Annotated in this window: 14 protein-coding genes; 7 read left to right on the top strand and 7 right to left on the bottom strand. The window is 70.3% G+C overall.

Annotated features, from left to right (window positions below; all coding sequences use genetic code 11):
- Positions 1–170: 170 nt before the first annotated feature.
- Positions 171–926: an FHA domain-containing protein gene (locus tag OEB96_RS17175; protein WP_266217071.1), complete on the bottom strand. Its 756-nt coding sequence runs from the start codon at positions 924–926 to the stop codon at positions 171–173.
- Positions 927–1,237: 311 nt separating this feature from the next.
- The gene (locus OEB96_RS17170) at positions 1,238–4,783 is read right to left on the bottom strand and encodes a tetratricopeptide repeat protein (RefSeq protein WP_266217069.1); all 3,546 of its coding nucleotides are present in this window, start codon (positions 4,781–4,783) and stop codon (positions 1,238–1,240) included.
- Positions 4,784–5,049: 266 nt separating this feature from the next.
- On the opposite strand from OEB96_RS17170, the gene OEB96_RS17165 reads away from it, so the two are divergent.
- Both OEB96_RS17165 and folD read left to right on the top strand, forming a co-directional pair.
- Positions 5,050–5,385: an FmdB family zinc ribbon protein gene (locus OEB96_RS17165; RefSeq protein ID WP_266217068.1), complete on the top strand. Its 336-nt coding sequence runs from the start codon at positions 5,050–5,052 to the stop codon at positions 5,383–5,385.
- The gene (gene folD / locus OEB96_RS17160) at positions 5,382–6,239 is read left to right on the top strand and encodes a bifunctional methylenetetrahydrofolate dehydrogenase/methenyltetrahydrofolate cyclohydrolase FolD (protein ID WP_266217066.1); all 858 of its coding nucleotides are present in this window, start codon (positions 5,382–5,384) and stop codon (positions 6,237–6,239) included. The genes OEB96_RS17165 and folD overlap by 4 nt, the downstream gene beginning before the upstream one ends.
- Positions 6,240–6,272: 33 nt before the next feature.
- On the opposite strand, the gene OEB96_RS17155 is transcribed toward folD, so the two are convergent.
- The 3 genes from OEB96_RS17155 to OEB96_RS17145 form a co-directional block, all read right to left on the bottom strand.
- Positions 6,273–7,055 (bottom strand): TIGR02266 family protein, encoded by a 783-nt coding sequence (locus OEB96_RS17155; RefSeq protein WP_266217064.1) that lies wholly within the window; start codon positions 7,053–7,055, stop codon positions 6,273–6,275.
- A gap of 187 nt (positions 7,056–7,242) precedes the next feature.
- Positions 7,243–8,217: a ParB/RepB/Spo0J family partition protein gene (locus tag OEB96_RS17150; protein WP_266217063.1), complete on the bottom strand. Its 975-nt coding sequence runs from the start codon at positions 8,215–8,217 to the stop codon at positions 7,243–7,245.
- The gene (locus tag OEB96_RS17145) at positions 8,214–9,083 is read right to left on the bottom strand and encodes a ParA family protein (RefSeq protein WP_407674632.1); all 870 of its coding nucleotides are present in this window, start codon (positions 9,081–9,083) and stop codon (positions 8,214–8,216) included. The genes OEB96_RS17150 and OEB96_RS17145 overlap by 4 nt, the downstream gene beginning before the upstream one ends.
- Positions 9,084–9,400: 317 nt before the next feature.
- Here OEB96_RS17145 and OEB96_RS17140 point away from each other — a divergent pair, with 317 nt between their 5' ends.
- Entirely contained in the window at positions 9,401–9,574 is a 174-nt protein-coding gene (locus tag OEB96_RS17140; RefSeq protein ID WP_266217060.1) for a hypothetical protein, read from the top strand.
- Between the two features lie 199 nt (positions 9,575–9,773).
- On the opposite strand, the gene OEB96_RS17135 is transcribed toward OEB96_RS17140, so the two are convergent.
- Positions 9,774–11,636 (bottom strand): sigma-54-dependent transcriptional regulator, encoded by a 1,863-nt coding sequence (locus OEB96_RS17135; protein WP_266217058.1) that lies wholly within the window; start codon positions 11,634–11,636, stop codon positions 9,774–9,776.
- A gap of 212 nt (positions 11,637–11,848) precedes the next feature.
- Here OEB96_RS17135 and lon point away from each other — a divergent pair, with 212 nt between their 5' ends.
- The 3 genes from lon (at position 11,849) to OEB96_RS17120 (ending at position 17,579) form a co-directional block, all read left to right on the top strand.
- Positions 11,849–14,323, top strand: coding sequence for an endopeptidase La (lon, locus tag OEB96_RS17130; protein ID WP_266217056.1), 2,475 nt, complete (start codon positions 11,849–11,851; stop codon positions 14,321–14,323).
- A 310-nt stretch (positions 14,324–14,633) separates the two neighbouring features.
- Positions 14,634–16,562 (top strand): molecular chaperone DnaK, encoded by a 1,929-nt coding sequence (gene dnaK, locus OEB96_RS17125; protein WP_266217055.1) that lies wholly within the window; start codon positions 14,634–14,636, stop codon positions 16,560–16,562.
- A 141-nt stretch (positions 16,563–16,703) separates the two neighbouring features.
- Positions 16,704–17,579: a penicillin-insensitive murein endopeptidase gene (locus OEB96_RS17120; protein WP_266217053.1), complete on the top strand. Its 876-nt coding sequence runs from the start codon at positions 16,704–16,706 to the stop codon at positions 17,577–17,579.
- 61 nt (positions 17,580–17,640) lie between these two features.
- Here OEB96_RS17120 and OEB96_RS17115 read toward each other — a convergent pair whose 3' ends face one another.
- A complete protein-coding gene (locus OEB96_RS17115; RefSeq protein WP_266217052.1) occupies positions 17,641–18,270 on the bottom strand; it encodes an HNH endonuclease family protein in 630 nt (209 codons plus the stop codon).
- 202 nt (positions 18,271–18,472) lie between these two features.
- On the opposite strand from OEB96_RS17115, the gene OEB96_RS17110 reads away from it, so the two are divergent.
- On the top strand, positions 18,473–20,326 hold the full coding sequence (locus tag OEB96_RS17110; RefSeq protein ID WP_266217050.1) for a serine/threonine protein kinase: 1,854 nt from the start codon (positions 18,473–18,475) through the stop codon (positions 20,324–20,326).
- The last annotated feature ends 380 nt before the right edge of the window (positions 20,327–20,706 follow it).

The following is a 20,706-nucleotide window of genomic DNA, read 5'->3' as shown; positions in this document are numbered from 1 at the left end:
GGGGGGGGGGGGGGGGGCGGGCCGCCTGGCGGGGGAGGAGGAGGAGCTGCTGTCACGGCTGGCAAGCGGGTCCCGCAGCCAAGGCAGAACCGGTGGCGGTCTTCGTTTTGCTTGCTGCAGTTTGGACAGATGATCACACAGCCACCCCTAGTGAGCCTGGTCGGGCCCGGTCAGGCGATCTCGACGCGCAGGAGCTGCTGGCCCACGAACAGGTAGTCGCCATGGAAGAGCTCCTGAGCGCCGGTGATTCGGATGAAGGTTCCGTTGCGCGAGCCCGTGTCGGTCAAGATCACGTGGTCACCATCGGACGAGGCATCGAGTCGGGCGTGATGGCCCGAGATGAAGCGATCGTCGGGGAAGTTCATGGTGTTGCCCTCGCGACCCATGGATAGCGAGGCGCCGTCTGCGGTCACGGTGCGTCCTTCACCCCCTCCGGCGAGCAGCTGGGTGAGCTGGAATTCACCAACCGGTCGCGGGCTCCCGTAGAAGTAGGTGCCTTCTTCGTTGGGCGAGCCATCGCCGAACGGGTGGTGGACCAATCGCAGCAGCTGCTCGCCCACCAGGAGGTAGGCGCCGTTCTCGAGCGGAGTGGGCTTCTTGATGCGAAGGAACACCCCATTGGCGCTGCCGGCGTCCTGCACGAACAGGCGACCGTGCTGCGAGGTGAACTTGGCGTGCTCGGGGCTGAGGAAGGGATCCTCGCTGAAGGTGATGTCGGCGGCGTTTCGACCGATGGTGGTGGTGGTTCCACGCAGGTGATACGTGGCTCCGTCGCCACCCTCGCCCTTGATCACCACCAATCGGGGGACGACGGGCTGCTGCTGAAGCGCGCCGAAGAACATGGTCTTGGCGGCGCCGCTCGTTGGCTGATCGGCGGCGCCGGACAGCGGCTTGCCCGTCGCGGGGTCGAAACGCTGCTGCGGCATCGTCTCGAGCGCTTCGAGGTCCGCGGCGGCTGCGGCAGGGGCTGGATCTCGGACGGGGGCCGGATCTTGGGCGGGGGCCGGCCGGCTCGCGGGTGCAGGGGTGGTGCTCCCCGCAGGCGGATGCCCATCGTGGGGCGCTCCGCGCGTGGGCGGATAGCCGCTGGCCCCCAGTCCCGTGACGGGCGCGGGGGCAAGGACGGTGCCACAACGAGAGCACGCCTGAGCCGACAGGGCATTGAGCTGGCCACAAACGTGGCAGGCGAGGCCCAGCTGCATGGCCCCCGCATCCTGCGTCCAGGCGCCCTGGGTTGTCAATCGCGCGCCCGCAGGTGGATCGGACCCTGGACCAGGGATGGCATGCACACGGGGGCGGTATTGGGTGGTCCATCGGTGGCGCCACAACGGGCCTGCTCAGCGGCATCGCGCTCGGCTCGGGTCCCGGCGGCTGCGGCCTCGAGGGCCGCGTGGATCGAGTCGGCCCACGGAGTGAGACGATCGGTCGGCATGGGCTCTACCCGGGGCGCCACCTGGGCCCGGAGCCAGCGCTCGACGGTGGTGGCCCAGACGCGGTCATGGGTGGGGGTGGGCAGGGACGGGGGCGGCTTGGCCACGGTGTCATCGAGCAGGGCCACCAAGGCGGCGGCGGCGGCGTCTCGGGGTAGACCCGCAGGGCCCAGGTAACGTTCGAGCAACGCTTGGACCTCGGTGGCCCTGGGCTTGGCGACTCGCCCCAGGCGCCAGGCGGCGATGGCCGCGTGCATGGGGTCGGTGACTCGGAGTTGGTCGTACAGCCGATCGACCCTGGTGTCGGGAGTGAGCGCGGCCTCGGCGAACGAGCAGGCATGGCGCACCGTCGGGCTGGCGTTGTCGCGGGCGGCGGCCGTGATCGAGCGGGCGAGCTCGGGGTCGACTCGATCTCGTGGGAGGCGGCCGAGCACGAGGCAGCCGAGCGAGGTGAGCATGGGGTCGTAGCCCGTCTCGACGTAGCGGCCGAGGGTCTGCCCGACCTCGGGCCCGCCGATGCCGGCGAGGGCCCACGCGGCGGCGTGGCGGGCTCCCTGGGACTGCGAGGGATCGGTGAGCGCCGCCTCGAGCTCGGGGATGGCCGCCGGGTCGCGGAGCCGGCCCGCGGCATCGATGGCGGTGATGCGAGCGCGATCGAAGGCGGAGCGCACGGTGGTGGTGGCATCGCGCGGGGCTCGGAGCGAGGCGCCGAGCTTGGCCAGCGGCAGTGCGGTGTCGGGCAGCCCGAGGTGGCCGAGGTGCTCGGCGGCCTGCAGGCGCGTGCCCACCGATCCGCGGCTGAGCGCGACGACCAGGGGACGGCGCAAGTGCTCGACCCGCTCGCGCGAGCGGGGCGCGTCATCCTTGCCCTCGCGAAGCCAGCGCTCGACCTCGTCGGGGTCGATGCGAGCGAGGGCCTCGAGCAGGAACTGCCGGGGCTCGTCGGCCTCGGGGCGGTCGACGGTACGACGTACGGCGAGGTCGAACAGCTCGCCGGTGGTGCCGGAGGCCTCGGCGAGGTCGAGAGCCCGGTTGCCCGCGGCGCGCAGCAGCTCGGGCGGGCCGCCGAGGTCGAGGATCTCGCGGAACGCCTCGGCGGAGCGCTCGGTGTCGCCGAGCGTGAGCGACAGCTCGGCCAAGCGCAGCCGGGCCCGGGCATCGCGGGGATCCGCTTCGATGGCCTCACGGTAGGCGCGGCGAGCCTCGTCGATGTCACCACGGCGCTCGTGTAGCTCGCCGAGGTGGATGAGGGCATCGACGCGCGTGCTGTCGCGCTGGGCCGCCTGGCTCGCGGCATCGAGGGCTCGATCGGCGTCGCCGGCCTCGAACGCGAGCTCGGACATCTCGGCGAGGGTGTCGGCGCTGCGCGTGGGCTCGGCGGCCAGCAGGTCCTCGAGCGTGCCCAAGGCCGACTGCACCTGACCGGCCCGCCGCTGGGCCGAGGCAAGCTCGGCGAGGCGATCGGGATCGTCGGGCGCGAGTTCGAACAAGCGCTGCTGCACGGTGACGGCGGCGGGGTAGTTCTCCTGCCGGGTGTAGAGCTCGGCGAGCAGCCGGCCCGCCTCGATGGCCTCGTCGCGGGGCTCGCCCGCGTCGAGCAGGGTCTGGGCGGCGTGCTCGGTGGCATCGAGTCGAGCCCGACGCTTGGGGATCGAGCCACCCACCAGCAGCTCCACGATGCGGGTGCGGGCCTCGTCTCGCAAGAGCCGGTCCTCGCGGTCGCTCGCGAGCGAGCGGACCTGCTCCCACAGGCCCAGCGCTTGATCCGGGCGACGCTGCTCCTCGGCCAGCATGGCCCGAAGTCGCAGGTAGCGAGGCTCCTCGGGCTCGGCCTTGAGCGCCATCTTGAGCGAGGACACGGCGTCGGTGGTCCGGCCATGCTCGCTGAGCACCTCGGCGTGCTTGGCCCAGCCGCGGTGCGCGGGGCGGATCAGCTTGGGCAGCATGGCCCACTGATCGAGCGCATCGTCGACGTGATTCATCTGGTAGAGCTGCTCGCCGAGGGCCACGCGTGCATCGGCCGAGCGCGGCTTGAGGGCGACGACGCGACGGGCCACGTCGAGCGCTCGGTCGCCTTCGTCATTGAGGTTGTAGAAGTCGAGCAGCAGCAGCAGTGCCTTGGGCTTGCGGGCCACGCGGGCCTCGATGTCGGCGGCGAGCTCGAGGCCGCGCTCGCGCTCGCCGCTGGTGATCAAGCGTCCCGCGAGCTCGAGCCCGAGCTCGATCTCGGCCGGGTGTCGCTGCGCGAGCTTGGTGTACTCGTCGATGGCCAGCTCGGCCTTGCCCTTGCCCTCGAGCGCCTCGACGAGGGCGGTGTGGCTCTCGACGTCGCGCGGGGACAGCTCGAGCACCTTGCGCCACGCCGCGGTGGGATCGAAGCCGGCGGTCTCCTGGGCTTGCGCCAAGGTCCTCCATGCGGCGGCCTCATCGGGGTGATCGGCGACCCAGCGACCGAGCCTCGCGACCAGCAGATCGGTGGTGCCGGCGCGGCGGTGGGCATCGGCCAGCTCGTCCCACCATCCGGCCCGCACCGAGCGGCTGGCGCGTCCGGCGGGCTCGAGCAGGGACCAGAGCAGCTCGGCGGCGCCGCCGGGGTTGTCGGTGGTCATGCGGGCGCGGGCACGCTCGGCCAGGAGGTCGTCGCGGTCGCGTGAAGGACTCCTGGCAGCCGCACGCTCGAACGCATCGTCGGCCTCCTTGCCCTGACCGGCGCGTGCGGCCGCCCGGGCCAGGCGGAGCTGGGCCCCGGTGTCGTTGGGGTGCTCGCTCGCCAGGGTTCGGGCCAGCTGCAGCGCGGTATCGGAGAGATCGCCGCGATCGGCCATCTCGAACGCGCGCACGAGCAGCTTGTCGCGGGCCTGGCCGCGGCTCGCCTCGGCGCGGACCATCAAGGCCGTGGTGGCGCCGCGGCGATCTCCGGCCGCCTCGAGCCAGTCGATGCGTTGCTCGAAGATCTGAGCGCCGTGGCGGCCGGTCTTGCCCTCGAGCTCCGCGAGCGCCTCGGCCGCGGCCGCGGGGTTGCCCTCGGCCGCGATGACCCGGGCCACCAGGATCTGCAGGGCAACGTCGCTCGGGCGCGCCTCGTGGGCCGTGCGAATGCGAGCGGCGAGGCTGGGCAGGCCGATCGCCTTGACCAGGGCCCGCCACTGGGCCTGGTCGAAGGGGTTGCGCTGGAGCTTGGCCATGCGCTGGCTCACCAGCTTGGGATCGTCGTTCCTCCGCTCGAGCGACCAGTCGTCGCCTCCGGGGGCGCCGAGGGCTTCTCCCGCCCCTCCCAGCGACGTGCCCAGGGCCACGGCCAGGGCCAGCACGGCGCGGTGGGTGCGGGAACGCCGCGGTCGGGCAGGAGGCATCGGAACGAGTCTAGCAGGCCCATCGCCCGAATCCGGTGCCGTGAGCGGGGGCGTGGCACCGAGAGAAGGGGGAAGCGCGAGCAGGCCCATCGACCGGGGTGACACGCATGGGTGGGGGGATCGATGCCCGGGCGGTCGGAAATCCCCGCCGAGCCCGTCCCGGGCCGCGATGGGCTCCACTTGCGGCGACCTCGCACCGGGTGACGCCCGAGGCTCGTACGGTGCTTGACGCGACGGAGGCAGAGCCTAAAGTGCGGCGCGGTCCAATGCCGATCTACGTCTACGGATGCCAAGAGTGCGGGGCGGTCGAGGAGCACATCCAGCGCTTCTCGGATCCTCCGCTCACGGAGTGCTCGAGCTGTGGGGGCCGGCTGGAGAAGCAGGTGACCTCCGCGGCGTTCCAGCTCAAGGGAGGCGGCTGGTACAAGGACGGCTACGCCTCGGCCCAGTCGGACACCAAGTCGGATACCAAGTCGGACGCCAAGTCCGACACCAAGTCCGGCAAGGGCACCGACAAGGGAGGCTCCGATTCGGGCTCGAGCGGGAGCTCCAGCTCGGGTTCGTCGTCGTCTTCCAGCCCATCATCGGCAGCGGCCGAATGAGCGCCAGGCTCATCGACGGCAAGGCGGCCTCCAAGCGGGTCCTCGCGGAGGTTCGTGAGCGCGTGGGGGCATGCACGGCCAAGGGGGTGACGCCCACGCTCGCGGTGGTGCTGGTGGGGGACGATCCCGCGTCGCAGGTCTACGTGCGCAACAAGGGGCGACGAGCCGCGGACGTGGGCATCGCCACCCGCGATCACCGACTCCCGGCCGAGGGCACGACCACCGCGTCGCTGCTGCAGCTGGTCGCCGAGCTGTCGGCCGATCGCGAGGTGGATGGAATCCTGGTCCAGCTCCCGCTTCCGCCCCACATCGACGCGGACGCGGTGCTGCTGGCGATCGATCCGGCCAAGGACGTCGATGGCTTCCATCCCGACAACCTCGGTCGGCTGATGCTGGGGCAGCCGCGCTTCGTGCCCTGCACCCCGGCCGGGTGCATGCGCCTCATCGAGGAGGCCGGGGTCGATCCGTCGGGCAAGGGCGCGCTGGTGGTGGGTCGCTCCACGATCGTGGGCAAGCCGATGGCGCAGCTGCTGTTGGCGGCCAACGCGACCGTGACGGTGGCGCACTCGCGGACGGTCGATCTGGCGCAAGAGGTCGGTCGGGCGGAGATCCTGGTGGCGGCGGTGGGGCGCCCACGGATGATCCGTGGTGAGTGGATCCGTCCCGGGGCCACCGTGATCGACGTGGGGATCAACCGGCTCGATGATGGATCGCTGGTGGGCGACGTGGACTTCGAGGGCGCGTTGTCTTCCGCGGGGGCCATCACGCCGGTGCCCGGTGGTGTAGGACCCATGACGATTGCAGGCCTGATGCGCAACGTGGTTGCATCGGCCGAGCGTCGGGCTCGGGGATAGGGAGTCGCACGCGGTGGTGCACGTGGCGTGGGGCTACGTCGGCGCTTCGCCGAGCCCAGCCGCGGGCCAGCGCGCGTGGACCTCGGCCACCGCTTCGAGCACTTGCTGGCGCAGCTCCTGGTTGTCGACCGGGGTCGGCACGACCCGCGCCAACGCAGCCGCCTGGGGGCGTAGCTCGTCGTCGCGGCCCGGGCACAGGGCGATGCGCGGGGGAGGGCGCGGCAGGGCGCCGAGTTCCTCGAGCACGATGATGCCCTGTTCGGGGTAGCGCTCGAGGTCGACGATCACGAGGTCGGCGTCGCCGAGCTGGGGCGCGAGCTCGGGAGCGAGCCGGTGCTCGGTGGTCTCGCAGGTCAGCAGCGAGCGCATCAACGCGGCGACGTGGTGCCATGCCGCGGGTCGGGCTCCCACCAGCTCGACCCGCAGCGGCACGAAGCGTGCGACGATCGCATCGATGGTGTCGCCGAGCACGACGTCGATGTCGTGGAACGAGACGCCCATGCCGGCAGGACCACGCGGGGAGTCCACCTCTCGTGTCCAGCGGACCCTGGCATCGATCTGCACCGGTCGATCGCGGCCCGGCACGCGCAGAGACAGCGTGAGGCTCTCGCCCGGAGGAAGTGGCTCGGGGGTGGGCAGGAACAGGCCGCCACGCGAGAGATTGGTGCAGTAGCTGACGAGGAGGTGACCGGCGTTGCGATACTCGAGCGGCAGCACCAGCGCGGCTCGCGGGGTGCGCCGCCGGGAATCGGGCGTCGCGTCCGAGTTCTCGGATGCGCTCGCACCTTCGTCCCGTTCGTCCTCGGCTCCGGACACCCGCGACAGTCTCGCCGATGAACCGCTCGGCGTGCCACTGGCAGATGCACTTTTGTGGGCCGGTGGGGTCGGGGAAACACGGGGGGCAGGGGCGAGCTGCGCGCCGAGCGGTCCCTGGGCTGGGGTGCATCGCCTTGGACGCCCGAGGGCGCCGTCGGGTGAGGCTCCGGAGGCGCCGGGAGGGCGTTCAGCCGGCGGGCTCGCGAAGGATGACGTGCAGCACCCGATCGAGCTCGTCGAGGCTGCCGTAGGGGATCTCGAGGGTTCCCGCGCTCTTGCCCTTGCCCTTGGGCCGCAGCTTGACGCGCACCCCGAGACGTCGTCGCAGGCGGTCCTCGAGCTCCTTGACGATGATCTTGCGGCGCTGGCTCTCGTCGTCGGCCTCGGTGGGGGGCCGTGGGGTGGTGTTGTGCTTGCGTACCGCTTGCTCGGTGGCTCGAACGCTCATGCTGGTGCGCGCGACCTCGCGGGCCAGCGAAACGATGTCGGCTTCGTGCTCCAGGCCCAGCAGCGTACGGGCATGACCCATGCTGAGCTGGCCCTCGCGGACCATCTCCTGGACCTTCTCGGGCAGTCGCAGCAAGCGCAGCGCGTTGGCGATGGTGCTGCGGTCCTTGCCCACGCGCCCGGCCAGATCGTCTTGGGTCCAGCCTCGCAGCTGGAGGAGCTGTGCGTAGGCCCGGGCCTCCTCGATGGGGTTCAGGTCGGCGCGCTGGATGTTCTCGACCAGCGCGAGCTCGAGGCGCTCGTCGTCGTCGACCTCGCGCACGACCACCGGGACCTCGTGCAAGCCCGCCTGTTGAGCCGCCCGCCAGCGACGCTCTCCGGCCACGATCACGTAGCGCCGCGGCTGGCCCGGGGGTTGACCCGGGACGCGGGGGAGGGGGCTGACCACGATGGGCTGGATGATCCCCTGTGTCTCGATGCTGCGCGCGAGCTCGGCCAGTGCATTGGGCTCGAAGCGCTTGCGCGGCTGCTCGGGGCCGGGCGACAGGGCTTCGATGGATACGATGCGCAGGCCCTCGCCGCTCGCGGTGGACGCGGGGGTTGGTGCGTCACCGTCGGGGGGGGAGGCGGGGGGGCCGGGCTTGGGGGCGGCCGCGCCGGGCAGCAACGCACCCAGACCTCGACCCAGCGCGGGTCGTCGCTTGCTGCTGCTCATGCGGCTCCCTTGGAGTTCTTGGCGGACTCCTTGGCCGTGGGCGCCCGTCCCGGCTCGATGCGCGACAGCACCTCGCGGGCCAGCTGCAGGTAGGCCTGGGCGCCCTTGCTCTCGATGTCGTACAGCAGGGCGGGCTTGCCGAAGCTGGGGCTCTCGGACAGCCGGATGTTGATGGGCACCATGGTCTCGTAGACCTTGGCACCGAAGTGCTCGCGAACCTCGGCGACCACTTGCTGCGCCAAGTTCGTGCGAGGGTCGAACATGCAGAACACGATGCCCTCGATCTCGAGCGTGGGGTTCAGGCCCGCCTTGATCGCGTCGATGGTTCCCGTGAGCGCGCCCAGGCCCTCGAGCGAGAAGTACTTGGCTTGCATGGGGATGATGACTCGATCGGCGGCCACCAGCGCGTTGATCGTGAGCAGGCCCAGCGACGGCGGACAGTCGAGCACCACGAAGTCGTAGGCGTCGCCCTCGAGCACGGTCGCCAGCGCGCGGGACAGCACGGTCTCGCGCTCGGGCAGCGACACCAGCTCGACCTCGGCGCCGGCCAGATCGGCCGACGCGGGCACGACCCACAGCGTGGGCAGCTCGGTGGGGCGCACCACGTCGGAGAACGACACGCCGCCGAGCATCAGCTCGTAGGTTCCCGCCTGCACCGCGCCGCGAGGGAAGCCCACGGACGAGCTGGCATTGGCCTGGGGATCGAGGTCGACGAGCAGCACGCGGTGCTCGCCCGCGGCCAGGCTCGCCGCGAGGTTGACCGCCGTGGTGGTCTTGCCTTCGCCGCCCTTTTGATTGCTGATGGCCACGACGCGGGGGCGGACCCGGGTCTTGCGGGAGGCGGAGGGGCTCGGCACGGCGCCCATCCTTACCATTGGTCCGGGGCGAGCACCTCGGGGGGCTTGGGCCGAGGAGCCCGCTCGGTGCGGGTGGCATCCGATGGCGCCGGGGGTCGCGCGGGGGCTGAAATGGCCTCGAACGGCCTGCCAGTGGGTGAAGCGAGCCGGAATTCGGGATTCGGTAAGATTCTTGTCTACATGTAGGTGCAGAGAATACCTTTCGTTCACGGGGTCGCGACGAACCGGTCTTTCCCCGACCGGTCTTCGTCGGCGACGGGCCACTCGCCCCGGTCCCCGGTTCCTCTCGTGTTCCCTGCATCCCCACACCAGGAGACGTCATCCCCGTGAGCACCTACTTCCGCACCGGCTACACCACGTTCCAGGAGTTCCAGCGCGAGGCCCTGTCGGGCTCGTACTCGCACCACGAGTCGCTGGGCAAGGAAGAACTCGAGCTGCTCGAAGAACTCGAGCTCGACGAGCTGTTCGATCAGGCGCCTCGACGCAGCCGCTGGGACTGATGCCGCCAACCACGGGCGAATGTCGACCAACGCCACGGTCGCCCACCAATCATGCCCCCTCTGGGGGGCAGGCTGGTTGTTCGCGTGCACCTCGCTGGATGCGGGGCGAGCAGAGCAGGGCGCCTCGGTCGGCCCAACCAAAGCCCCCCTCTGGGGGGCAAGCTGGGTGCCCGCAACGCAGAAAGCCGGCCGCGGGGGGCTAGAACTGATAGTCCTTGAGCTTGCGATAGAGCGTGGTGCGGTCGATGCCGAGCAGCGCGGCGGCGCGGGCCTTGTTGCCGCCCGTGGCGTGGAGGGCGGCTGCGATGGCATCGCGCTCGAGCTCGGCCAAGGTGCGGACCTGCTCGGGCACCCGCGCAGCGGTCGGGGCCGCGGCCGGCCGGGACGGCGCGGCGTGGAGCAGCTCGGGCGGTAGATCATCGAGCTCGAGCACGGGACCGTCGCCGAGGACCAGCGCGCGCTCGACCACGTTGCGCAGCTCGCGGACATTGCCCGGCCAGCGGTAGCGCGCCAGGGCATCGAGGGCATCGGGGGCGATCCGTTCGATGCGGCGGCCGATCTCTCCGCCCAGCGCGGTGGTGAAGTGCCGCACGAGCAGCTCGATGTCATCGGGCCGCTCTCGCAGCGGCGGAAGCTCGGTGTGGATCACCGACAGGCGATAGAGCAGATCCTCACGGAACTGGCCGTCGGCCACCATCTGCCGCAGATCTCGGTGGGTCGCGGCGACCAGGCGCACCGAGACCTGAACCTCCTTGGTACCGCCCACCCGCGTGAAGCGTCGCGTCTCGAGCACCCGCAGCATTCGCGCCTGGGTGGAGGGACTCATCTCGCCGATCTCGTCGAGGAACAGCGTGCCTCCGTCGGCGCGGGCGAACACGCCGTCGTGCTGGGACACGGCGCCCGTGAACGCGCCCTTCTCGTGGCCGAACAGCTCGCTCTCCTGCAGCTGCTCGGGAATGGCCGCGCAGTTGATGGCCACGAACGGGCCGCGGGCCACGGTCGACAGGCCGTGCACGAGCCCGGCCGCGAGCTCCTTGCCGGTGCCGCTCTCGCCTCGCAGCAGCACGGTGGCGGAGCTGCCCGCCACCCGCTCGATGAACACCTGCAGCCGCTTCATGGCGGCCGACTGCCCGATCATGCGCGGGAGGCTCGGGCGACCGGCCGAGCCTGGCCCGCGGCGCGCGGCCGCGTGCAGCTGGGAGCGCTCGGACGCGTTGTCGCCGAGGGCCGAGACCAGGTGCGCGGCGCAGCACAGCAGCAGCAGCGCGTCTTCGTCGTGGGCGCGGGCGAGGGCCTCGCTCGGGCCCCAGTCCACGTAGAACACGAGGTTCTGGGCCGGAGCCGCCATCGCGCCCACGATGCCGCGCAGCTGCACCGAGCGGCGATCGGCCAGGTCGGGCTCGGCCAGCACGTCGCGCACGAGGAACGCCCGGCGCTCGTCGAGGACCCGTCGCAGGAGCGTGCGCGACAGCGCCAGATCACCCATTGCACCGTCGGCTGCGGCCCCCAGGATGTCTCGGCCATCGGGCGACAGCAGCATGGCCCGAGTGGCGGGCAAGGCCCCGATGGCCCACGTCGAGGCCTCCTTGAACACCGCGTGCAGCCCGTCGCAGCGCGCGAGACGATCGCCGAGGGCGGCGAGCGAAGCCAGTCGCTCGGAGCCATCGGGGCGCTCGCTCAGGCGTGCGTCGATCTCGACGGTCGAACCTCCGGTGCCCCGTCCAGGCGTCCGCGTGGCCGCAGGCGCCGCTTCGATGCGCAAGGTGGTCCCGCCGAGGGTCACCGTGGTGCCCTCGCCCAGCGCGTGGCCGGCCAACACGTCGGCGCGATGGCCCTCGACCAGGGTCCACACGGGGTTGACCCCTGCGATCTCGGCCACGAGCACGGCGGGCCGGCCGGCGGCGTCGAGGCCCGGGCGCAGGGTGAGATGGTGCCGTGAAACGGCGCTGTCGGTCAGCTGCAGGCGCTCTGTCGCTCCACGCCCGACGGTCACGTCTCCGTCCACCACCACGTGACGCCCGAGATCGGGTCCGGCCGCCACGACCACGCGAAGGGGGGTCACGAGCCCGACCTTACCATCGGGCAGGCGTCGAGGGCGGGGCGCCAAAGCCGGCCCCGAGCCGGCCCCCCATCGGTCCCGAGCGGGTCTGCAACCGGCCATGCACTGGCTTGCCGCTGGCTTGCCACCTGCCCTCGACCTGCCCTCGACCTGCTCGGTCGGGCTGGTTGACACGAGGGGGCCCGGTGTTACGGTTGGCCGCGGAACCCGCATAGATGAGCCAACAGACGCCCGAGAACGACGATCGACCAGAGCTGCCGGAGCTGGTCTCCGTGTTGCCGCTGCGCAACTCGGTGCTGTTCCCGGGCTCCATCATCCCCATCGACGTCGGGCGTCCCAAGTCCGTCAAGCTCATCGAGGAGGCGATCCGCGAGGAACGCCCGATCATCGGCATCGTGACGCAGAAGGACGCGCGCATCGAGGAGCCGAGCGAGGACGACCTGCACACGGTCGGCTGTGCGGCGCGGATCCTCAAGGTCATCAAGCTCGCCAAGGACAACTACAGCGTGATCCTGCAGGGGGTCATGCGGATCCGCATCGAGGAGATCACCGCAGACGAGCCGTTCATCATGGCGCGGGTGTCCGAGATCTCCGATGTGGTGGCGGGCTCGGAGCTCGAGGCCGAGGCGCTGGTGGCCAACATCAAGGAGACGGCCAAGAAGCTGATCTCGCTGGTCCCCGAGCTGCCGCGCGAGGCGGCCACGCTGCTCGACAGCGTCACCGACGCGGGCCAGGTCGCCGACCTCGTGGTCAGCAATCTCGACATCGAGCCGGCCGAGAAGCAGGACGTGCTCGAGTCGGCCGAGGTCCCCGATCGGCTGCGCAAGGTGCTGACCCTGCTGACGCGCCAGCTCGAGATCCTCAAGGTCCGCGAGCGCATCAACTCCCAGGTCCAGGAGGAGATGGGCCACAGCCAGCGCGAGTACGTGCTGCGCCAGCAGCTCAAGGCCATCAAGGGCGAGCTGGGCGAGATCGACGACGAGAGCGGCGACGTCGAGGAGTTCCAGAAGAAGATCAACGAGGCCAAGATGCCGGCCGAGGCCGAGAAGGTCGCGCTCAAGCAGCTCGATCGGCTCAAGCAGATGCAGCCGTCGTCGGCCGAGTACACGGTCACGCGCACCTACCTCGAGTGGCTGGTGGAGCTGCCGTGGTCGATCTCCACCGAGGATCAGATCGACATCAAGACCGTGCGCGAGGTCCTCGACGAGGACCACTACGACCTCGAGAAGGTCAAGAAGCGCATCCTCGAGTACATGGCGGTCCTCAAGCTCAACGCGAGCAAGAAGGGCCCCATCCTGTGCCTGCTCGGCCCTCCGGGCGTGGGCAAGACCTCGCTGGGCAAGAGCATCGCGCGGGCGATCGGGCGCAAGTTCGTGCGCATCTCCCTGGGCGGCGTGCGCGACGAGGCCGAGATCCGCGGCCACCGGCGCACCTACGTGGGCTCGCTCCCCGGCCGGATCATCCAGGGCATGAAGAAGGCCGGCACCAACAACCCGGTCATCATGCTCGACGAGATCGACAAGCTCGGGCACGACTTCCGCGGCGACCCGGCCTCGGCGCTGCTCGAGGTGCTCGACCCCGAGCAGAACAACTCGTTCTCCGATCACTACCTCGAGGTCTCGTTCGACCTGTCACGGGTCATGTTCATCGCCACCGCGAACTACATGGATCCGATCCCGCCCGCGCTCAAGGACCGGCTCGAGATCCTCGAGCTGCCCGGCTATACCAGGCAGGAGAAGCTGGCGATCGCCAGGCGCTTCCTCATCCCCAAGCAGATCGGCGAGCACGGCCTCGCGGAGGCGGGCGTGGAGCTGCGCTTCACCGAGTCCGCCGTGTTCGAGCTCATCGACAGCTATACGCGCGAGGCCGGCGTGCGCAACCTCGAGCGCGAGGTCTCGGCGGTGATCCGCGGCGTCGCGGTCAAGGTGGTCGAGGGCGAGCTGCAGGGCGAGGTGGAGATCACCGAGCACGCCATCCGCGAGTCGCTGGGGCCCCAGAAGTACATGCCCGAGATGTCCGAGCGCACCTCGGAGCCGGGGGTGGCGACGGGCCTGGCGTGGACCCCGGTGGGCGGCGAGATCATGTTCGTGGAGTGCTCGCGCATGCCCGGCAAGGGCGGCCTGATGCTCACCGGGCAGCTCGGCGACGTGATGAAGGAGTCGGCCCAGGCGGCGCTCAGCTACGTCAAGAGTCACCTGGTCGAGCTGGGGCTCGATCCCGAGGTGGTCAAGGACCACGATCTGCACGTGCACGTGCCCGCGGGGGCGATCCCCAAGGACGGCCCATCGGCGGGCGTGGCCATGATCGCGGCGCTCTCGTCCCTGCTGGCCCAGCGCTGCGTTCGGTCCGACGTGGCCATGACCGGCGAGATCACGCTGCGCGGCCTGGTGCTGCCCGTGGGTGGGATCAAGGAGAAGATGCTGGCTGCGCATCGGGCCGGCATCAAGCGCATCGTGTTGCCCGAGCGCAACGAGAAGGACGTGGTCGACGTGCCGGAGGAGATCCGGCAGGAGATGGACATCGTCTACGTCAAGACCGTCAGCGACGCGCTCGCGGCCGTGCTCGAGGAGGAGACGGCCGCCGAGTCCGCCGACGCCGATCTGGGCTCGAGGGCCGACCCGCCCAAGCCTCAGACCGAACCTCACGCGGGGGGGGTCGAGGCCGAAGCAGGAGCCGCGCCCAGCTCGTAGCGACCACCGCCCCGACACGGGCAGAAGATGGGCGATTGCGGCCCTCTGGACCCGGTTGGGAAGGGTATGGTCGAATCCGCCCCTTCGGGGCCCCGGGCGGGGTTGACTTACCCCCGCCCGGCCTTAGGCTGCGGCCGCCTCGAGCTGCGCGGTCCCTCCTGGACGGGAAGACGCGACGCCTCACGTGACGAGGACACGCGAGGGTTGGCTCCGCGGCGAATGCGACCTTCACCCCGCTCTCTCATCCTCCCGACCACGCCTCCCCGCGCAACGCGTTTTCGTCCGCTAGAAAGGACCCGGAAGACCACCCATGGGCAAGATCATCGGCATCGACCTCGGCACCACCAACTCGGTGGTGGCGGTGATGGAAGGCAACGACCCCAAGGTCATCACCAACGAAGAGGGCGGTCGCACCACCCCCTCCGTGGTTGCGTTCGAGCAGAACGGCAACGTGCTGGTGGGCCAGCAGGCTCGGCGTCAGGCCATCACCAACCCCGAGAACACCATCTTCTCGGCCAAGCGCTTCATCGGCCGCAAGTACGACGAGGTCGATCGCGAGCGCAAGCGCGTGCCGTTCAAGGTGGTGCGGGCGTCCAACGGCGACGTCCACATCGAGGCGCGCGGCAAGGTCTACCCGCCGCCCGAGATCAGCTCGCGCGTGCTGATGAAGCTCAAGAAGGCGGCCGAGGACTACCTCGGCGAGCCCGTCGACGCGGCCGTCATCACCGTCCCGGCCTACTTCAACGACTCGCAGCGCCAGGCCACCAAGGACGCGGGCCGCATCGCGGGCCTCGACGTCAAGCGCATCGTCAACGAGCCCACCGCGGCCGCGCTGGCCTACGGCCTCAACAAGGGGGGCTCCGACGAGCACACGGTCGCGGTCTACGACCTCGGCGGCGGTACCTTCGACATCTCGATCCTCGAGGTGGCCGAGAACGTGGTCGAGGTGATCTCGACCAACGGCGACACCCAGCTCGGCGGTGACGACTTCGACGACCGGATCATCCACTGGCTGCTCGAGGAGTTCAAGAAGGACACCGGCATCGACGTCGGCAACGACAAGCTGGTGATGCAGCGGCTCAAGGATGCGGCCGAGAAGGCCAAGATCGAGCTGTCGCAGGCGCCCGAGACCGAGATCAACCTGCCGTTCCTGACCGCCGATGCGTCGGGACCCAAGCACATGCAGGTCAAGCTCTCGCGCGCCAAGTTCGAGAGCATGGTCTCCGACCTGGTCGAGCGCAGCATCGAGCCGTGCCGCAAGGCGCTGGCCGACGCCAAGAAGAAGATCGAGGACATCCACGAGGTGCTGTTGGTGGGCGGCTCGACGCGCATGCCGATGGTGCAGCAGAAGGTCCGCGAGTTCTTCAAGAAGGAGCCGGGCAAGGGGGTCAACCCCGACGAGGTGGTGGGCCTCGGTGCCGCGGTCCAGGCCGGCGTGCTGTCGGGCGAGGTCCAGGACATCGTGCTGGTCGACGTGACCCCGCTGTCGCTGGGCATCGAGACGCTCGGCGGCGTGATGACCACCCTCATCCCGCGCAACACCACCATCCCGACCCGCAAGTCCGAGACCTTCACCACCGCGGCCGACAACCAGAGCTCGGTCGAGGTGCACGTGTGCCAGGGCGAGCGGGCGATGGCCGGCGACAACCGCACGCTGGGCAAGTTCAGCCTGGTGGGGATCCCACCGGCGCCGCGCGGCGTGCCTCAGATCGAGGTCACCTTCGACATCGACGCCAACGGCATCGTCAACGTCTCTGCCAAGGACAAGGCCACCGGCAAGGAGCAGAAGATCACCATCACTGCGAGCTCGGGTCTGTCGGAGAACGAGATCAACAAGATGATGGACGACGCCAAGGCTCACGAGGCCGACGACAAGAAGCGTCGCGAGAAGGTCGAGAATCGCAACTCGCTCGAGGCCATGGTGCTGCAGACCGAGAAGCTGCTCTCCGAGTCGGGCGACAAGATTCCGGCCGAGCCCAAGGCCGCGGTCGAGGACGCGATGAAGGAGGCCAAGGCCGCGATCGAGTCCGACGACGCCGACCGGATCCTGGCCGCCAAGGAGGCCATGACCAAGGCCAGCCACGCGATGGCGCAGGCCATGTACGGCGCAGGCCAGCAGGCGCCCACCGAGGAGCCCAGCGCGGGCGCAGCGAGCGGTGGCCCCGAGGCGGGCGGCCCGAGCCCGTCGACCGACGACGGCGGCGAGGTGATCGACGCCGAGTTCGAAGAGAAGAACTAGGCTTTTGGGCCTCTCGGAGCCCCGTTGCTGTCGCGCTCGAGGGCGTCCCGGGGGTCCGGGGCGCCCTTCTTCGTTGGTTGGGGCGGGGGCGCGCGCCCTCGGTTTGGGCTGGGGAGCCGGTGGCGGTATGCTGGGCGCACGATGGCGCGTGCCCGCGCGAGCCTGCGGATGGTGCTCGGAGGCCTGCTCGGGCTGGCTTCGGTGTCGTGTGCCGGGCCGAATCTGTGGACCGATCTGACCTCGGTGTCGACCGGCGAGACCGGCCGTGGGCGGGTGCGGCTGCCGGCGCGCATGCGCCTGCGCGGCGTCGGCTACAAGGTGCCCGAGAAGTGGCGCAAGCGCGGGTTCAACTATGGCACCGACGAGCTGGTGACCGCACTCCAGCATGCGGCGGCGCGGGTTCGAGCCCGCTACTGGCAGTCCACGGCGGGCTTTGCCGACCTCTCGCCTCCCGAGGGTGGTCCCTCCAAGTGGCACAAGAGCCATCAGTCGGGCCGCGACGTCGACGTGCTGTTCTACACCAAGCTCACCGACGGGACCTCGCTGCCGCCGCCCGAGGAGGACATGATCGTCTTCAGCAACGAGGGCAAGCCGATCCTTCCGGCCGAGTACGGCAGCTACGCCGACCCCAACTGGGCGGAGCGGCGCTTCGATGCACGCAAGAACTGGCTGTTCATCGAGACGCTGCTGCGCGACCCCACCATCCGCATCCAGTGGATCTTCATCTCGCGCCCGCTGCAAGCGCTGCTCATCGCCGAGGCGCGCAAGCGAGGCCGCCCCGAGTGGATCATCGCCTATGCCGAGACGGTCATGCAGCAGCCGGGCGACTCACTGCCGCACGACGATCACATGCACATTCGCCTGTACTGCTCGCGGGCCGACAGGTTCCACGGCTGCGTGGATCGAGGCCCCGTGTGGCACCACGAGAAGAAGACCCACAAGTACCACGGGCCCGAGCGCTACGACCCGGTGCTGTGGCGGCAGCTCGCGGCGATGACCGAGGCGCTGGGAGGATAGCCCGCCCGACCCTCGGCACGCTCGTCGCGGCGACGCGCGCCGCCGACACGAGCGTGGCCGACTACGAGTGCGGCAGGGCAGGGACCTGGCCCCGAGCGCAGGTCGCTTGCGCCTGCTCGAGATAGGCCTGCTCGGGCGGGCTCGTCTGCAGCCCCCAGCGCGACTTGACGTCGATCCACTCGCGCACGTACTCGCAGCGGTACTCGGGCGCCTGCGGCATCCACTGGTGGGGAGCCTTGTCTCCCTTGGCCCGGTTGGCGCCGCGCTCCACCGCGACCAGGTGCACGGGATCGGACAGCTCGTTGGCATAGCGCTCTCGGCGAGCTCGATCCCACGCACTCCCGCCGGAGCGATGTGCCTCGTGCAAGGGGACGAGGTGGTCGACGTCGAGCTGGTGCGGATCGGTGATCACCTGGCCCGTGTAGGGGCAGCGCCAGCGTCCCGATGCCACCGCGCAGCGACGCTCGTCACGGAAGCGGACGGGGACCTCCGACTCGGCGATCAGCACCTCTTGCCGCGTATCCTGGCAGTCTGCGTCGGCATCGCTCCAGTGCGGCCAGTCCTTGCGATCGTAGGGCTTGCCGACCTCGTGAGGGGTCTGGGCTCCGCTGCGCCCGACCTCGAGGTGCTCGAGCACGCCTCGCTCTTCGAGCCACCACGCCAGGGCGACGATCGCCGCCAGGAGCAGCATGCCGCGGATGCGGTCGCGTGCCCGGCGTGAGCGTCGTCTTCGTCGGCCCATGGCCCAGTCTGCCGCCCAAGCGGTGGCCGACGCAAATGCGCGACCTCGATCCACGAGGACGGTGCGTCCCGCAAATGGCGCACCGGATCGACGCGGCCGCTGTCGTGGCGGCTTGACACCCCTGATGGCTGGCCGCCACGCTCCCTTGGGCGTGACGCAGGCCGTGGGGCAGTACGAGCTGATCCGTCGGATCGGCAGCGGAGGCATGGCCGAGGTCTGGATGGGTCGTCGGGCCAGCGTCGGCGGAGCGACCAAGTCGGTGGCCATCAAGCTCATGGCCCCCCGGGTGGCGCAGGACGAGCGGCACCGCCGCATGTTCCTGGCCGAGGCCCGCCTGTCGATGTTGATGACCCACTCCAACGTGGTGCAGGTGTTCGATGCCGGTGAGGACGACGGGCGGCTCTACCTGGTGATGGAGTGGATCGATGGCCTCAACCTCGCGCAGCTGTGCGAGCTGCGGCGTCGCGAGGGGCAGCCGTGGCCGCCCGCTCAGGTCGGCTACGTGATCGGGGAGGTGCTGCGCGGCCTGGCCTATGCCCATCACTTGACCCACGAGGGACGCACCGAGTGCGTGGTGCACCGCGACGTGTCACCGCACAACGTGCTGGTGAGCACGTCGGGCGAGGTGAAGATCGCCGACTTCGGGGTTGCCCGGCTCTCGAGCGAGGAGACCTCGGGCCTGCACATCAAGGGCAAGCTGCGCTACATGGCGCCCGAGCAGCTCGCCGGGCGCAGCAAGGAGCCCTCGGTCGACCTCTACGGGGTGGGGGCCATGCTGCACGAGCTGCTCACGGGGGCTCGCTTTCGCGACCAGGCCGACGAGGTCGAGCTCTACGGCCAGATCCTCGGTGGGCACATCCCGCCGCTGCAGGTGCCGGACGTTCCCCCCGAGCTCGTGTCGCTGCGGGAGGGCTTGCTGCAGGCCGAGGTACGGCAACGGATCCCCAGCGCCACCCGAGCGCTCGAGTACCTGGCGGCATGGGCGGGCTATCGCAACATGGCCGTCGAGCTCGGGTCGCTGTGCCGCACCGCCATGGGGGTGGTGGCGCCGCGATCGGGGATCGAGCCCACCGATCGTTCCCTGGGCCCCCTGGGCCAGGCAGGCGGCCGGTCGGTCGGGTCGTCGGGCCCCGTGATCGCAGGCACCGAGACCGAGGCCGCGACCGGGGCCGCGCGGACGTCGGGGGCTGCACCGGCGGCCATGCCCACGCGGACGTCGGGCGCCATGCCGCAGGCGGCGACGCCAACCCGCACGTCGGGAGCGGTGCAGGCCGCCGCGCCGACGCGTACGTCGGGAGCGGTGCACGCCGCCATGCCCATCCCGGCGTCGGAGGCGATGGCGGTGGCAGCGACGCGGACGTCGGTGGTGACCCATCGACCCGGCCCACGTCCGCAAGGGCGTCGCGGCCTGCTCGCCGCGAGCGCCATCCTGGGGCTCGGCTTCTTGGCCGGGGGAATCGGCGTGGCCGTCATGGTGCGTGGCCGGGAGGGTGACGAGCGCGAGCCGAGCGAAGGCGGCGGCGCGATCGAGCCGCCGCCCACCGAGGATCCGAGCGTGGTGGCGCAGGCCGACGCCAAGGCCGACGAACGCATGCACGATCCGATCGCCGACGATTCATCCGCGGGGCAGGGGACCACCGCGATCACCACCGGCGTGGCGACGGACGAGTCGACGGCCCTCGGCACGACGGGGACGAGCCCCTCGCTCGAGGACGACGGCAGCAGCGGCGAAGCGGCCGCGCCCGCCTCCGCGACGCGTCGCGCGCCCAAGTCGGCGAAGGTCAAGTTCGGGCTGCGTAGCCCGGTGCGGTTCGCCTACGTTCGCATCGGTCGCAAGGAATTCTCCGTGGATCCGGTGGCCGAGCGCACGCTGCCGGCCGGCCGCACCTCGATCTGGTGGCGCTCCTCCGCCGATGGCCCGTGGGTCGACGGAGGTACCTTCACCTTCGAGGCGGGACGCCGCTACCAGGTGCGTCTGACCAAGTCCGGCCCGGTGGTCGAGTAGCGCGGATCGAGTCGTTTCGCGTCTCGCGAAAGGCCCTTCGCAGGGGCTCGTCCTGGCCATCGTCGCCGGCGTGCGCTGGGGTGGTCTCGCGGTGCGTCCCATCGTGACAGCCGGCCGGAGTGATGGCTGCTGGCATGTTCAGGTGGGTGGGGTGGCGACATGACGTGAATCGCCGTCGTGCGTGTGTTCGCGGCCGCGAAACGACCAATGGCGTCGATCCGGATCCCACCCCCGATCAGCACCTACTGAACGCATTCGCAATATCCATGTATCGAATTATTTTGAGAAGTGATTAGAAAGTGCTTCCTAAAGATCCACTGAGTGGAATACAGTCGCGATGCGCCGTCGAGACGGATACATCGACACGAATCCATGGGGAA

This window comes from Paraliomyxa miuraensis (assembly GCF_026337845.1).
Taxonomy (GTDB): domain Bacteria; phylum Myxococcota_A; class Polyangia; order Nannocystales; family Nannocystaceae; genus Paraliomyxa; species Paraliomyxa miuraensis.
The sequence above is the reverse complement of the archived record's forward strand: the minus strand, read 5'-3'. Positions and strand labels throughout refer to the sequence as shown.

Bases quoted from the DNA above. Each gene is read 5' to 3' on its own strand.
- OEB96_RS17175 (WP_266217071.1), bottom strand. From the start codon at position 926: ATGCCGCAGCAGCGTTTCGACCCCGCGACGGGCAAGCCGCTGTCCGGC.
- OEB96_RS17170 (WP_266217069.1), bottom strand. From the start codon at position 4,783: ATGCCTCCTGCCCGACCGCGGCGTTCCCGCACCCACCGCGCCGTGCTG.
- OEB96_RS17165 (WP_266217068.1), top strand. From the start codon at position 5,050: ATGCCGATCTACGTCTACGGATGCCAAGAGTGCGGGGCGGTCGAGGAG.
- folD (WP_266217066.1), top strand. From the start codon at position 5,382: ATGAGCGCCAGGCTCATCGACGGCAAGGCGGCCTCCAAGCGGGTCCTC.
- OEB96_RS17150 (WP_266217063.1), bottom strand. From the start codon at position 8,217: ATGAGCAGCAGCAAGCGACGACCCGCGCTGGGTCGAGGTCTGGGTGCG.
- OEB96_RS17145 (WP_407674632.1), bottom strand. From the start codon at position 9,083: ATGGGCGCCGTGCCGAGCCCCTCCGCCTCCCGCAAGACCCGGGTCCGC.
- lon (WP_266217056.1), top strand. From the start codon at position 11,849: ATGAGCCAACAGACGCCCGAGAACGACGATCGACCAGAGCTGCCGGAG.
- dnaK (WP_266217055.1), top strand. From the start codon at position 14,634: ATGGGCAAGATCATCGGCATCGACCTCGGCACCACCAACTCGGTGGTG.
- OEB96_RS17120 (WP_266217053.1), top strand. From the start codon at position 16,704: ATGGCGCGTGCCCGCGCGAGCCTGCGGATGGTGCTCGGAGGCCTGCTC.
- OEB96_RS17115 (WP_266217052.1), bottom strand. From the start codon at position 18,270: ATGCTGCTCCTGGCGGCGATCGTCGCCCTGGCGTGGTGGCTCGAAGAG.